This is a genomic window from Paenibacillus rhizophilus (assembly GCF_003854965.1).
Lineage (GTDB): Bacteria > Bacillota > Bacilli > Paenibacillales > Paenibacillaceae > Paenibacillus_AQ > Paenibacillus_AQ rhizophilus.
Genome location: NZ_RQPI01000009.1, coordinates 101,003 through 115,611, shown reverse-complemented (window position 1 = coordinate 115,611; position 14,609 = coordinate 101,003). Strand labels below are relative to the sequence as shown.

Annotated in this window: 12 protein-coding genes; 4 read left to right on the top strand and 8 right to left on the bottom strand. The window is 56.9% G+C overall.

Annotation, left to right across the window (positions count from 1 at the left end; translation table 11 throughout):
• Positions 1-13: 13 nt before the first annotated feature.
• Entirely contained in the window at positions 14-1,522 is a 1,509-nt protein-coding gene (cls, locus tag EH198_RS15995; protein WP_124696519.1) for a cardiolipin synthase, read from the bottom strand.
• A gap of 227 nt (positions 1,523-1,749) precedes the next feature.
• Positions 1,750-3,360, bottom strand: coding sequence for a gluconokinase (locus EH198_RS15990; RefSeq protein WP_124696518.1), 1,611 nt, complete (start codon positions 3,358-3,360; stop codon positions 1,750-1,752).
• A 220-nt stretch (positions 3,361-3,580) separates the two neighbouring features.
• Between EH198_RS15990 and EH198_RS15985 the strand changes: the two genes are divergently transcribed.
• Positions 3,581-4,111 (top strand): CDP-alcohol phosphatidyltransferase family protein, encoded by a 531-nt coding sequence (locus EH198_RS15985; RefSeq protein WP_124696517.1) that lies wholly within the window; start codon positions 3,581-3,583, stop codon positions 4,109-4,111.
• Between the two features lie 113 nt (positions 4,112-4,224).
• Here the strand turns inward: EH198_RS15985 and EH198_RS15980 are convergent, their stop codons facing one another.
• Positions 4,225-4,917 carry a TorD/DmsD family molecular chaperone gene (locus tag EH198_RS15980; RefSeq protein ID WP_124696516.1) on the bottom strand — a complete coding sequence of 231 codons (693 nt, stop codon included), beginning with the start codon at positions 4,915-4,917 and terminating at the stop codon, positions 4,225-4,227.
• A 401-nt stretch (positions 4,918-5,318) separates the two neighbouring features.
• Here EH198_RS15980 and moaA point away from each other — a divergent pair, with 401 nt between their 5' ends.
• Positions 5,319-6,323 carry a GTP 3',8-cyclase MoaA gene (moaA, locus tag EH198_RS15975; RefSeq protein ID WP_124696515.1) on the top strand — a complete coding sequence of 335 codons (1,005 nt, stop codon included), beginning with the start codon at positions 5,319-5,321 and terminating at the stop codon, positions 6,321-6,323.
• On the opposite strand, the gene EH198_RS15970 is transcribed toward moaA, so the two are convergent.
• Entirely contained in the window at positions 6,320-6,937 is a 618-nt protein-coding gene (locus EH198_RS15970; RefSeq protein ID WP_124696514.1) for a LysE/ArgO family amino acid transporter, read from the bottom strand. The two genes, moaA and EH198_RS15970, sit on opposite strands and share 4 nt — an antisense overlap.
• 269 nt (positions 6,938-7,206) lie before the next feature.
• Between EH198_RS15970 and EH198_RS15965 the strand changes: the two genes are divergently transcribed.
• On the top strand, positions 7,207-8,673 hold the full coding sequence (locus EH198_RS15965) for an aminotransferase-like domain-containing protein (protein WP_124696513.1): 1,467 nt from the start codon (positions 7,207-7,209) through the stop codon (positions 8,671-8,673).
• 188 nt (positions 8,674-8,861) lie between these two features.
• Here EH198_RS15965 and EH198_RS15960 read toward each other — a convergent pair whose 3' ends face one another.
• From EH198_RS15960 to mobA, 4 genes are all read right to left on the bottom strand, one after another.
• The gene (locus EH198_RS15960; protein WP_124696512.1) at positions 8,862-9,926 is read right to left on the bottom strand and encodes a sensor histidine kinase; all 1,065 of its coding nucleotides are present in this window, start codon (positions 9,924-9,926) and stop codon (positions 8,862-8,864) included.
• Positions 9,927-10,058: 132 nt separating this feature from the next.
• Positions 10,059-10,733 (bottom strand): response regulator transcription factor, encoded by a 675-nt coding sequence (locus EH198_RS15955; protein WP_124696511.1) that lies wholly within the window; start codon positions 10,731-10,733, stop codon positions 10,059-10,061.
• The gene (locus EH198_RS15950) at positions 10,663-12,522 is read right to left on the bottom strand and encodes an ABC transporter ATP-binding protein (protein WP_124696510.1); all 1,860 of its coding nucleotides are present in this window, start codon (positions 12,520-12,522) and stop codon (positions 10,663-10,665) included. Before EH198_RS15950 ends, EH198_RS15955 begins: the two co-directional genes overlap by 71 nt.
• Positions 12,523-12,585: 63 nt before the next feature.
• Positions 12,586-13,194: a molybdenum cofactor guanylyltransferase gene (gene mobA, locus EH198_RS15945; protein ID WP_185702918.1), complete on the bottom strand. Its 609-nt coding sequence runs from the start codon at positions 13,192-13,194 to the stop codon at positions 12,586-12,588.
• 151 nt (positions 13,195-13,345) lie between these two features.
• On the opposite strand from mobA, the gene EH198_RS15940 reads away from it, so the two are divergent.
• Positions 13,346-14,602, top strand: coding sequence for an MFS transporter (locus EH198_RS15940; protein WP_185702917.1), 1,257 nt, complete (start codon positions 13,346-13,348; stop codon positions 14,600-14,602).
• Positions 14,603-14,609: the final 7 nt, after the last annotated feature.

Below are 14,609 nucleotides of genomic sequence, written 5' to 3'. Positions count from 1 at the left end.
TCGCGCCGATTCTTTACAGCAGCGGCGACATCAGCCTTGCCGCAGACTCCAGCAGCCGCTCCAGCAGCCGCTTATCCATAAACTTCTCGTGGATAATCTCCGATGTAGACAGCAAGTCGCGCTCGAAGTCGGCAACGATGCGCTTGACGCTTTCGGTCTGCAGCAGCAGCGCATTGACCTCGAAGTTCAAATGGAAGCTGCGCATATCCATATTGGCCGTGCCGATCGTGGCAATTTCGCCGTCAATGATGAGCAGCTTGGAATGAATAAACCCTTTTTCATACTCAAAAATTTTGACGCCCGCTTCCAGCAAGGCCGGGAAATAGGAATGGGACGCGAGAAACGGCAGCCATTTGTCCGGCTTGGCCGGGAACAGCAGACGCACATCCAGCCCGGAGAGAGCCGCGACGCGCAAAGCCGTGTAAATATCCTCGTCGGGGATAAAATACGGCGACGCAATCCAGACCGACTTCTCGGCCGAGGTGATCATGGAGAAGAAAATATTTTTGAGCGCTCGCCTCTCGTTGTCAGGGCCGCTCGCGATAATCTGCACCGCGCCCCCGCCCCCGGTATACCGGAGCTGAGGCGACAAATAATCCTGCTCCAGGATCCGCTCGCCGGTCGTGTGCATCCAGTCCAGCAGAAAGATAATCTGCATCGTCCGCACCGCCTCGCCCCGCACCAGCATATGCGTGTCGCGCCAGAAGCCGTAGGTTTTGCTGCGGCTCAAGTACTCGTCTCCCACATTGAGCCCGCCCATAAAGCCGACATCGCCGTCGATGACCACGATTTTGCGGTGATTCCGGTAGTTGACCCGGCTGGAGAAAAAGGTCTTGGATCTGCCGTACGCCGCAACCTTTACCCCCGCGTCGCTCAAAGCCTTGAGGAAACTCTGGGACAGATGCATGCTGCCCACGGCATCATACATGAAGCGGACCTTGACGCCGGCGCGGGCTTTTTCAATAAGGATCTGCTGAATTCTTGTCCCGATCTCGTCAGCGCGGAAAATATAATACTCCATATGGATGTGGTGCTGCGCCTGACGCAGCTCCATCAGAAGCGTCCCAAACGTCTCCTCGCCGTTGGTAAGCACCCGCGTCTCCGAAGTGAAGGAGATCGGCGAACGCGCCAGCCGCTGCGACAGGCCAAGCAGCTTACGCTGCGAGGAATTGAAGACCGACCAGTCCTGGTGCAAGCGCAGGGCATCGTTCTCGATCCGCTCATAGGCCATCAGGTCGCGCTGAGCCTTTTTGTCGTATTTACGGCGCTTGAATACGTTTTGCCCGAACAGAAAATAGAACACGAGTCCTACTACAGGAATGAGCGCAAGCAGTAGAATCCAGGCCATCGTCGATGACGGGTTGCGGTTCTCCATAAAAATGGCGAGCCCGATCGAAACGACCGTCAGCGTGGAAAAAATACTGATAATCGTACCGCCGGTGCTGCCGAAAATGCCGAAGCCGAAATAATAAAACGCGAGCAAAGCTCCAATAATGATTACAGCCTGCAGTCCTCTTCTCATTGGCAATCTACCTCTTCCAAATTCACAACAGTTTTCGGAATACCATCATATATTTTACATGATAGACGACCTTCTTCCTACATCAATCCTCTTTAAAAGAGCAATTACGACAAAACTGTAACCTGTTATGCGGCGGCATCCGTTCATCCTTCCGAAGCCCGGGCCGCCTAAAGAGCAAAAAACCATCCCACACAAACCTGTGGAGGATGGCTTCTTTATTTCAAGATCTACAACCGGCCCTGCATGGAGACCAGCTCCGGAAACACGGGCTCCAGACGCCGGTAAACGTCCTTGAACAGCGGATACAGCTTCTCATACACGGCGCGGTTCTCTTCATTTGGAGCATGGCTCCGCAGAATGCCGACGAGCCCATCCGCTTGATCCAGCGAATTCAGCGCTCCCGTCGCGAACATCGCCAGCAGCGCCGCTCCGAAAGCGGAGGCTTCGTAGCTGCTTGGCACATCGATCCGCAGGCCCGTCATATCGGAGAGCAGTCCGGTCCAGACCGCCGACGAGGCGAACCCGCCAGAAGCGAGCATCCGCTCCGGCGGACCGGCCAGGTTGCTGAGCGTTTCCGTCACATCGTTCACCGCGAACAGCACCCCTTCCAGTACGGCCCGGACGAAATGCTGCCGTCCGTGGTGCAGGCCCGCGCCGGCGAATACGCCGCGGGCATCCGGGTTCCAGTAAGGAGCGCGTTCTCCGCTCAGATAAGGAAGGAACAGCACGCCGTCGGCGCCGGCCGGAACCGACATGGCCAGGGCAATCAAGTCGTCGAGCGAGCTGTGGCCTGGCTTGGACGGATCGATGACGACATGCTGTCTCCCGCGCCGCTGCCTTCTCTCCGGTTGCGCCCGGATAGCATCCCTTATCTCCGGGCCGGGCAGGACGCCGTTCATGAACTGCTCTTTGAACCAGCGCAGGGCGATACCGCCGTTGTTGGTCGGTCCGCCGATCAGCCAGCGGTCTTCGCTGAACGCATAGCAAAAGGTGCGGCCCTGCGGGTCGGTCAGCGGATTGGAAACAAACCGCCGGACCGCGCCGCCCCCGCCGATCGTAACGGCGGTGTTTCCGAGACTGGCCGCGCCGGAGCCGATGTTGGCAAGCGCGCCGTCGCTTGCCCCGATAACCCACGGCGTATGCGGCAACAGTCCGAAGGCTTCCGCCATCTCGGGCTTCATTCCCCGCAGAACCTCGGTTACCGGCACAATCTCGCCGAGCCGCTCCTTCCCGATCCCGGCCAGCTGCAGCGCTTTTTCGCACCAGCCGCGTCCGGAGATGTCCAGCAGCCCGGTGGCCGCAGCCGTTGACACATCAAGCGCATACAAGCCGAAGCATCGATGCAGAAGGTATTCCTTGATGGAAATGAACTGGGCTGCTGTTTCGAACAGCTCCGGCTTGTTCTCCTTCCACCACAGCAGCTTGCCAAGCGGCGACATGGGATGGGCTGGGGTGCCTGTCAGCGCATACAATTCTTCCGACTCACCGCTGCGCTTCAATTCTGCCAGTTGGGGAACACTGCGATTATCCGCCCAGATGAGCAGGGGGGTCAGCGGCATTCCGTCCTTATCCACCGCCATCAGACTGTGCATGGCCGCGCTGACCCCCACCGCTTCGATGTCCTCCGGCTTGGCCCCGCCGTTGATCATTGCCCGGCGGAACGCTTCGGCAACGGCATTCATAATCTCCTCCGGCCGCTGCTCCGCCCTTCCCGGCTCCGGGACAAGCAGCGTGTAAGCCGCTTTGCCCTGCCCGCGGATTTTACCATGCCTTTCATACAAAAATACCTTCGCGCTTGTAGTGCCGATATCCAGGCCGACGAAAAGTCCCATTTCCATCCTCCCTTCCCCTACCTGAGTCTATTATACACCCTCCCGGGGTAATTCCCGTAGATCTGCGGGCCGCCAAGACAGCAAAATCTAAAGTTGTTATTCACATGCGGCTTGAGAGAAAAATCATTTTTAAACATTGGAAAAACCTGAGAAACTTATTCTTAAGAAAGTTGGGTTAAGGTATGAAATAGAGGATGGGCGTGCATATATCAGGCGAGGTGATAGGATGAAAGCAATACCGAATTGTATATCATTTAGCAGAATCATTTTCTCTTTGATTTTGATTTTTGTTGAGCCATTAAGCGCGGCCTTTTACGCAGTATATATGATTTGTGGGGTCAGTGATATGATAGACGGGTTTATTGCCCGAAAGACGGGAACAGCGAGCAGACTTGGCGAAAAGCTGGATTCTTTGGCCGACCTGATAATGGTAGGTGTGTTATTGGTCGTGCTTTATCCAATCCTAAATCCTGCAACCGAAATCGTCATTTGGGTTATTTTGATTGGTATGATCCGATTGGCATCGATTGTCGTAGCCCTGAAAAAATACAAAACCTTTGCAATTCCTCACACTTACGGAAACAAAATCACCGGCTTCGCTTTATTCATATTTCCGTTATTTCTTCCCTATATTCATATGGCGGTGTTGATGGATATCCTTTGTGCTGTGGCCAGCCTATCGGCAATTGAGGAGTTGGTTATTCAGTTGACATCAAGTGAACTGGATGGAAACAGAAAGAGCATATTCATCAAATGAGTGCATTGAACGGGATGAGCGCAAATAAACGGTAAAAAATTAAAAACGCCCGGATTTCCGCGCATCGGATTTCCGGGCATCTTTGTTTCAAACAACCGCGACTGAGGGGCGTGCTACACCGCCGCCGCGGCATTCTCCAGAGAAGCTCTCCAAGACTGCAGCATGTGGAGATCGTAAGGAAGAAACTCCTCAAGCATCCGGGATAATCCCAGGTACAGCGGACTGTTCGTTGCCGCTTCCAGTCTTTCGCAGAATTCCGGAGTCCAGAGCAGCAGATGCTCCTGCAAAAAATTCTCCTGGATGTCCAGCAGTTCCATCGCGCTTCTGACCGAAAAGCTGTTGAACAGCATCCGCTCGTGAAGCACGGCCATAAACTCCAGCTCGATGGCAATGTGATCGTCGGCCTCGTCGCCGCATTTTTTGAACACGATGCCTGCGGAAGCATACACATCGGAAAGCACGTTGCAGAATTCCTCCGCTTCTCCCAGGAGGGCCGCTTCTCTCGGCTTAAGGCCGACCACGGTTTCATCTCGCATCAGCCGGTCGTATTCCACGGCTTCCGTCTCGCAGACCTGAAGAAGATCATGCGGCTTCTGTCCGCATAAATAGCGCTTCAGTTCGCGCCCCCCTTCCGACATCTCGGCTGCCGCGCCGATCTGGCGATTGCGGCTCCACTGCGCGATTAGCGACAGGGTCGGCTTTCTTCCGAAAAAATCCGTAAACAGCTGGTATATAAATCCCCTGCTTTCCAGCCAACGGCTGAAGGCTTCCGAAACATCAAGGGAAGGAACGGTCATATTGGTCATTGGTAATCCTCCTTGTAAGGTTGATCCGTACCGTGTAACCCGGTGGCTGCACCTACGGACCCGTGGTTGTCTTTCGTAAGTTTCGCAATAGAGCATACCGGCCCGAACAATATTACGGGCCACGCCGCGAATCCACCATATTTTACAACTTTTTTCTGATAATGAAAAGTTATCACGGCTTTATATTTTGATTATAGCCCAAAATGAAAACGCTTTTCGTGAGCATTTTATGGCGATTGCCTTCATTTGTCGCATTACTGTCAAATTTAACTCTTAGCTTGGCAGTCCTCATGATAACCGTGATAATATATAAAGAATCGCCAAAAGCTTCAGATTGACGGCACCGCCATCATTCTTTAAAATTTGAAATAAAATCGCTGAGCAACGAAAGGGGACAACTCATAATGGAACTGCTGACCGACCCTTTTGGACGCGTTCATGATTATATGCGCATTTCGGTTACGGACCGCTGCAATCTGCGCTGTATCTATTGTATGCCTGCGGAAGGAATGCAATTTCAGCCGCATGACGAGATCATGAGCTATGAGGAGATCGCCTCCGTCGTGAAGGCGCTGGCCCCCGCCGGGCTGCGCAAGGTTCGCCTAACCGGCGGCGAGCCGCTGGTCCGCAAAGATTTGGAGCGCCTGGTCGCCATGCTGTCGTCCATTCCGGGCATCGAGGATATCTCGCTCACCACCAACGGCCTGCTGCTGCCCACCAAAGCGGCGGTGCTGAAAGCTGCCGGCCTATCGAGGGTGAACATCAGCCTGGACTCTCTAAGGCAGGACCGGTTCTCCATGATTACGCGCGGCGGCGAAGTAGCTAAGGTGCTGAAAGGAATCGAGGCGGCCGAAGCTGCGGGACTCTCGCCCATTAAGCTTAATGTTGTGCTCATGAAGGGCATCAACGACGACGAGATCAAGGATTTTATTGCTCTTACATTGAATAGTCCGCTGAATGTGCGGTTTATCGAATATATGCCGATCGGCAGCACAACTGACGCCTGGCGGCAGACCTACCTGCCGCTGGAAAGAGTGCTCGAAGCATGCCGCGAGGCCGGATGGGAGACCGAGGAAGCGCACCCGCCCGCCGGAAACGGCCCGTCCCAGGACAGCCGAATCGTCGGCGCCAAAGGCACATTCGGTCTGATTCATCCGGTAAGCGAGCATTTTTGCGACAATTGCAACCGGCTGCGCCTTACGGCCGACGGTCATATCAAGGCCTGTCTGTATTGGTCCGATGAATATAACGTGCGTCCGCTGGCAGGTGACCCGGAAGCGGTGCGAGGCTTATTCCGCAAGGCGCTGGCGGGCAAGCCCCACAACCACGAAATGGCGCTGGCGCTGGAGAAAAAAGCCCAGAGCCACACGCCTACAACCCGCCGTATGTCGCAAATCGGCGGTTAAACGGCAAGCTCGGCCCACAGCTGCCAGGCCATATAGCCGGCCATTCCCCAGAGCAGCAGCGCCGAGAATATGTTCAGCAGCCGCACCAGCCGGCCGGAAGGATCGGCCTTGCCGAGCGCCCTTCCGGCGGCGGACAAGCCCATGAACCACAGCCAGGATACCCCGGCGGCCGCGGCGGCGAACGCCCAACGCTCCGCGGCGCCATACTGCAGGGAGCTTGTTCCGATCACGCCCACCGTGTCCATCAGAGCATGCGGGTTAAGCAGCGACACCGACAGCGCATAGGCTACCTGTTCTTTTGGAGGAAGAACGGCGGCTTGTTCTCCCGCTGTGCCCCCTCGCAGGATTTGTCGGCCCATCACGGTTAAAAAGACGGCGCCCGCCCCGTAAATGAAGGGGGTCAGCCAATGGAGCGACTGCACCGCCAGGGACACTCCGCCTACGGCTGCGAAGATCAGCAGCGTATCGCACAGCGCCGCCGTTATCACAACGGGAAGCGCGGGGATAAATCGGGGATGCAGCGCTCCCTGGTTAAACACAAAAATATTCTGCGCCCCAAGCGGCAGAATAAGGCCGACGGCCAAAATAATCCCATGCATGACGACTTCCGTCAACGTTGTCCCTCCTAGCTGTTTATTGCGCGCGGCAAAGGTGCCGCGGCTGTTTCATTTCCTTTACGATAGTACAGCCTTTCCGCCCTTAAGTGACCATCCAAAACCGGGGCAGGGAGCCCAACCAAAGGAAAGTTCTCCCCTCATCATGCTATACTATGGTCAATAGACCAGCACGAAAAGAAACGGCTGCATCGTCCGGACAGTAGGACGGCAACCGTTTCTTAATTTAAAGGACAGACCAAGGTTTCTATAAAAAGGGAGAGATTTTCATGCGGCACAGCGCCGGCATTTCTTCGGTAGACTGGCGCCCGGACCTAGCCTCGCCGCTGCCGCTCTATGCGCAAATCGCCGGATATTTCCGCACCAAAATCGGCTGCGGCGACTGGCCGGCGGGTATGAAGCTGCCGCCGCAGCGCGAGCTGGCCCGTCAGCTTGGCGTCAACCGCAGCACGGTTGTAGCGGCGCTCGGCCAACTCGCCGGGCTCGGACTCATCGAAGGAAGGCAGGGTGGAGGCACGAGGATAGCCTCGGAGAAAGCAAACCGGGGGACGGCCGGAAGCTGGAACGATTATGTGGAGGAAGGCATCCATTATCCCAATTTGCCGGCCGTTCAGGCGATCAACCGCCTGGAGTTCCAGCCGGAGCTGCTTCGGCTCGGAACCGGAGAGCCCGCTCCCGAGCTGCTGCCGGGAGAACAGATGCGCTCCATTCTGGCCGACTTGGCCCGGGACGAGCTGCCGCTGGCGTACGAGGAGCCGCTCGGCAGCCTACGGCTTCGGCGGGCGCTCAGCGCCGAGCTGGGCAGAAGCGGCATTCAGGCGGACCCCTCCTCGATTTTGATTCTCTCCGGGGCGCTTCAAGGCTTTCAACTGATTTCCCTCGGCCTGCTGCCTAAGGGATCGACCGTTCTGCTGGAGAAGCCCTCCTATTTGTACTCCATTCATTCTTTTCAGTCGGCTGGGGTCAAGCTGTACGGACTGCCCATGGACGGCCGGGGCCTCATCGCGGAAGGACTGGAGGACGCGGCCGTTCGAACCAAGTCGGCGCTACTGTATACGATTCCCGCCTTTCATAATCCGACGGGCATTCTCATGGATGCGGAGCGGAGGCGGGAACTGATGGAGCAGACCGCCGCGCTGGGATTGCCGGTCCTGGAGGACGGAGCCTATCAGGACCTGTGGCTGGATGCCCCTCCTCCCCCGCCGCTGAAGGCTCTGGACAAAACCGGAAGCGTTCTGCACCTGGGCACTCTGTCCAAATCCGCCAGCCCCGGCCTGCGTATCGGGTGGGTTGCCGGTCCCGAGCAGGTGATCCGGCGTCTCGCCGATATCAAAATGCAGACCGACTACGGCGCAAGCTCCCTCTCGCAGCTTGCGGCGGCCAAGTGGCTGGAGGACGGCTGCCACGAACGGCATTGCAGCGCCCTGCGCCTCGCGCTGCGCTGGCGGCGCGATCTGATGCTGGAGCTGCTGGAGCGCCATTTTGCCGGACTGGCGGCATGGAGCAAGCCTGCGGGCGGCTTCTATATATGGCTGCGCCTGAACCGGCCCGTGCCGCTGCCGAAGCTTTTCCGCGCGGCGCTTGCGGAAGGCCTGCTGCTGAATACCGGCGATCTGTACGACCGTTCCGACGCAAGGCATCTTCGCCTGTCCTACGCTTACGCTTCCCCGTCCGGACTGGAACGGGGACTTGCCAAGCTGGCGGAGCTTTTCCGCCGGTTTAATCGGCTGTCCTGACGCTAGGAGGGCAGCTTGGGCCGGGCCAGTCAAGGGACTGGGACTCGGACGACAATTCCTGCAAATCCGCGTGACTAGGGCCTGCGAATCTGAACCGCCGGGGCCTCGGACGACAGGGCCTGCGCAATCTGAACGCCTCACGGCTGGCACATCTTTTTCTGCCGGGCGACGGCAACCATCCGAATGCGCTATGTCTGCTGCTTACCCGCAGGCCCGGGCAGCGTAACAACAAACACCACCCCCTCGCCTGCCCGGCTCTCCGCGCGGACTTCACCCTGGTGAAGGTCGATGATCTTCTTCACCAGCGAAAGTCCCAGCCCGCTGCCCCCGCCGCCCGCGCTTCTCGCCCTGTCCGCCTTGTAGAACCGTTCAAAGATGCGGGGCATATCTTCTTCTCCGATGCCTGTACCGGTATCGGAGATCACGACCTCCGCTCCCCCATTCAGAGGACGCGCGGAAATGGTGATCGTCCCGCCCGCCGGAGTAAACTTGATGCTGTTATGCAGCAGATTGGTCCAGACCTGGCTCAGCAGATCCTCCACCGCCGTCACCGTCGTTTCCGCAAGCTCCGCTTCCACTTCGACCCCTTTGCCCATCCACTGCGGCTCGCAGGCCAGGATCATATTCCGAAGCTGTTTATCCAGACGGAAAGGCTTCGCTTCAAACGGAAAGTTCCCCGACTCCAGCACCGACAGCTTAAGCAGACTGTCGCTCACTCCCGACAGCCTGGCGCTTTCCGCCTCGATGATATCCAAATAATGCTCCCGGGTCTCCCGGCTGATCTCGTCGCTGCGCAGCGCGCGGGCGAAGCCCCGGATGGAAGTGAGCGGCGACTGGATTTCATGTGATACATTGGAGATGAAATCCTGGCGCATCGTCTCCATCCGGCTCAGCTCGCTGGCCATTTCATTGATTCCCTCCACCAGCTCGCCGAACTGGCCGTAGCGCTCGACGTCTTCCACCTTGGCGGTAAAATCGCCTTGGGCAATCCGCCGGATGGCGTTCATAATCGGGATATAAAAGGCCCTCTGCCGTCCCCTGCTAAACAGGGAAATCAGGCCGCCGATGCAGAACAGAATAAAGAATCCGAGCAGAATGCCGAGCAGCTGCGATACAAAGTCTGAGGAAGGAGCGCCGAACCTCCGGAACAGACTCTTCAGGATGAAGTAGGCAGCTGTCCATGAGCCGACAAGGAAGGCAAATGCGGCCAGCATTCCGAGCAATCCCCGTACAGCTCTCCCCAGCCGTTTCAATCCGTGCCCTTCGGCAGATGGCCGGGACCGCTCACTGCGCGGACTGGGGGGCCTGACTGTCCGCTCGGGACGCCTTCTCTCAAGGCGCTCTCTCTCGGGAGGCTTACCCGCCGATTGCCCGCTCCCGCCGCGTCATTCCGCGCCCTCCAGCCGGTACCCCAGGCCGCGCACGGTGCGGATGGCGAATCCGTACCGCTCGCCCGGAAACCTCTCGCGCAGCCGGTTGATGTGAACGTCCAGCGTGCGTTCGTTGCCTTCATAGTCGTATCCCCAGATTTCCTCGATCAGCCGGTCGCGCGACAGAGTCTGTCCCGGATAGCTGGCCAGCTTGAACAGCAGCTCGTACTCTTTCAAAGGCAGCGTTAAAATGCCTTCATCCGATTGAATTTCATAGGTTTTCCGGTTCATCTTCAGCCTGCCGACGGCAACGCTCTGGGCAGCCGAAATTTGATACCGTTTCAAGAGCGCTTTGACGCGGGCCATCAATACCGGGGGCTCAAACGGTTTTACGAGATAATCATCGCTTCCCAGTTCAAACCCCTTCACAATCTGCGAAGTTTCGCCTTTGGCCGTAAGCATAAGCAGCGGAAAATCGTAGGCCTTCCGCAGCTCGCGGCAGAGCTGCCAGCCGTCCACATTCGGCATCATGACATCGAGAATGGCCATATCAACCGGATGGTCTTCAAGAAAATCCAGCGCTTCCCTTCCGTCGGAAGCCTCGCACACTTCCATGCCCTCAGCTTTCAGAAATACGGCTACCAACTCGCGGATGTGCGGATCGTCGTCCACCACCAGTATTTTTGCCATGTCCGCCACTCTCCTCCTCTTCGCCGTGTTCCCGTGGTTCCGTATCGGCCGTTTGAAGCTGCTGCTGCGCAAATTCGCGGTAGAGCTTATGCTCCCGCAGCAGCTCTTCATGCCTTCCCCTGCCGGTAATCTCGCCTTTTTCCATAAAAAGAATCTGGTCGGCATTCACCACCGTAGACAGGCGGTGCGCGATTACGATCGTCGTCCGGCCCTTCATCAAATTGGACAGCGCCTTCTGCACAACCGCCTCGGATTTGCTGTCGAGGCTTGAAGTGGCTTCGTCCAGCATCAGGATCTTCGGATCTCTCAGCAACGCCCGGGCGATTGCGATCCGCTGCCGCTGTCCGCCGGACAGCTTCACGCCGCGCTCGCCGACATCAGTGTCATAGCCGTCCGGCAGTTCGTCGATAAAGGTGTCGGCATACGCCATAGCCGCCGCCTTCCGCATTTCCGTTAAATCGACCTCGCGGCCAAGTCCGTAGCGGAGATTGTCGGCAATCGTCCCGGCCAGCAGCGGGCTTTCCTGGGAGACATAGCCGATGCCGCCGCGCCAGGAGGACAGCGAGAAATCGGAAATCGGCTTGCCGCCAAGCCGGATCACGCCTTCCTGCGGCTCATAGAAGCGTTCCAGCAGGGAGAACAGCGTCGTCTTTCCGCCGCCGCTTGGGCCGACAATCGCCGTTACCTCACCCGGCGCGATGGAGCAGCTTACCTTGTTCAGTACGGACTCGCCTTTTTTGTACCCAAAGGTGACATTGTCCAGCGCAATCGGCAGGCGCCCGCCGTCCGCCATCTCTTCCCCTTCATAGTTCTCTTCTTCATGCTTCAGCGTCTCCATGATCCGTTCCGAAGCGCCCATGGCTTTCTGAATTTGGGTGAAGAAGGTGGTCAGCTGGGTGAGCGGCATTACGATCTGGATCAGATACAGGATAAAAGCGACCAGCTCCCCCGCCGTCAGCGCGCCGCTGGATACCTGCACGCCGCCGTAACCGATAATGACGACCAGCAGCATCATAAATACGAACGAGACAAGCGGAGTGATCCATGCGCTGACCTTGCCCTCGCGTATGCCGTAGGAGAGCAGGTTCTTAATGACGCTTTTTCCGGATTCGTATTCCCGCGGCTCCGCTCCGGACGCCTTGACGAGCCGGATTTCTGACAGCACCCCGCTCAGCACCGCCGTGAAGGATGCCGTCTCATCCTGCATTCCTTTGGAAATTTTGTACATCTTCCGGCCCAGCGGAACGAGAATCAGCGCCGAAAGAGGCAGCACGGTGAACAGAACCAGCGTCATTCTCCAATTCAAATAAAAGAGGACCGAGATCGAGCCGATGATGGAAATGAGTCCGGTGAACAGACTGGCGGCATGCTCCGATACAAGCGACTTGATGATGCCCGTATCGTTCGTCATGCGGCTGACGCTCTCCCCCGTCCGGATATCGTTGTAATAGGAGACAGGCAGCGCAAGAAGCTTGCGCCACAGCCGGTCTCTGAGACCGGCCACGATCTTCTGCCCCGCATAGTTCAGCAGATAGACGGACACGCCCGCGGCAATGGTCTGGGCGACGAAAGCGCCCGCGATTCCGGCGATCTGCATCCGGCTTACCGAAGACAGCGAGAAGCCGTCGACCAGCCCTTTGGTAAACATGGGAATAACGAGGGACACCAGCGTGGAAATGACGCTAAGGGTAATAGCCAGGGCCAACAGGCCATACGGCGGCTTCGTTTCTTTAAGCAATTTCAGAAATGAACGGATGCTCTTTCGATCCGTCGACGTTGAGTTCGTCATTAAAGGTCCTTCCCTTCTTGTCGGATTTATAATGACAAAATACGCCTTCATTGTAAACTGAAGTTAAACTAGCCAATCCGCGGCGGCGCGGTAATCTTCCGGAGTGTTCATGTTGAGCAGGGGAGACGGCCCTCCGTCCAAAGCGCCCGCAAAGCCCGCTTCCGGGACATACAGCACATCCAGACTCTCCAGCCATTCCATGACCTTGAATCTTCCCTTGGATAAGGCCATTTCCAATCCCGGAAGGGTAGACTTATGGTACAGCCCCAGCAGCGGCTGGACTTTGCCCGAGACAGAGACCGGCACGGCCGCAGCCCGCCCGGTGCTCCGTTCCAAAGCGTCCATGATATACCGCATAAACGCCGCGGAAGCGAACGGCAAATCGCAGGCGGCGGCAAAATGCCAGTCCACTGGCGAAACGCTCATGCCTGCATGGAGTCCCGCCAGCGGACCGCAGCCGGGGAAGCGGTCCGCAGCCTGCTGAAGCCGCAGGAAACGGTAGTCCTCCCGCTCCTTCTCTCCGCAGGCGACCGTCACCGGCTCCGCGATTTCACCGAGCGCGGCGGCAACGCGGGCAATCGCCGGAATGCCGCCGAATTCCAGGAGCGCTTTGTCGGCGCCCATCCGCCTGGAGCGGCCTCCGGCGATGATGATTCCGGCAATTTGCATCATAATAATGTCTCCTTTTCCAAAATTATTTTTAATAAAAGTAAATACCCCCCTATAAAACACATACATTTGGCAAAATCAGAAAAAGCTGGTTTGTATACCTTTTCAACTAATGTTACAGTGATAATAGCGGCTATGGCGGCTCTGATTCAACATGCACAGCAATTGCGGGAGGAGAGCATCCAACTTGCAGGAAAATATTGGAAACCGATCCACCTTCACATCTTTAAAATGGTTTAACTTTTTCGTATACGGAACCATGGTTCTCTTTACCAGTTTCTTTCAACTTTATTTACAGGACGTAGGGATGAACAAGCTGGAAATCGGTGTGCTGATGTCAATCGGCCCATTCGTTTCGATCTTCGCCAACCCGTTCTGGGGAATATGGACCGGCCGTTATCACAATATCCGGGTTATCGTCCTGCTGATGCTGACGGGGACGCTTTTGTTTTCCCAATTTATATTTCAGGCAAATACATATGAAACGATCTATACCGCGATCATCCTGTTCTATTTCTGCCAGACTCCGCTGTTCGCGCAGAGCAACACGCTGGTCTTAAGCTATATCTACGGGTCGGAACACCGTTTCGGCTCCTTCCGCCTGTGGGGCTCACTTGGCTGGGCGCTGACGGCTATAGCCGCAGGCCCTATCGTGCAGTACGGCGGCGTTTCGGTGCTGTCCTATCTGTTCGCGGTCCTGCTGGGGTTGTCCATGGTATCGCTCGCCACTCTGCCGAAGCTGCGCCACTCCATCGGGATTGCACCGATGCCGTTCAGAGGCTTTCGCGTGCTGTTTATGAATCCTTATTTTTTGTTCTTTATCTTTTTCGGCATTCTGGTATCGATTCCCAACACGGTGAACAATACGTTCATGTCGCTGTATATCAACGATATGGGAGGTTCCAAGACGATGGTCGGACTGGCCGTGTTCCTCTCCTCCATCGTTGAAGTGGGCGTCTTCATGCTGTGCGACCGCTATTTGCGTCGCAAAATCTCCGTTCTCATCGGCTGGCTGGCGCTGGTCAGTCTGTTGTTCGCGCTGCGGTGGTGGCTGATGGCGCAGTCGACGACGCCGCTTGAGGTGGCGCTCATTCAAATTTTGCATTCGGTAACATTCGGTGGCTTCTTCTATGTCGGCACCGAGCTGACGATGCTGCTCATTCCCCGGCCATACCGCTCCTCCGGACAAGCTCTTTATACGCTGTCCTGGAGCGGGATTTCGGGAATGCTGGGCGGCGTCCTCGGCGGATGGCTGTTCCAGTATCTCGGCGCCCAGAGCATGTACGAATTCTGCGTCTTCCTCGCGCTCATCGGGGCGTTTGGATACGGAGGCATGTGGCTGTTCGTCAAATGGGAGGATTACCGGCCCCACGCGGTGACCGAGGATACACATGAAGAAGACGGGGTTTAGCCCGCTT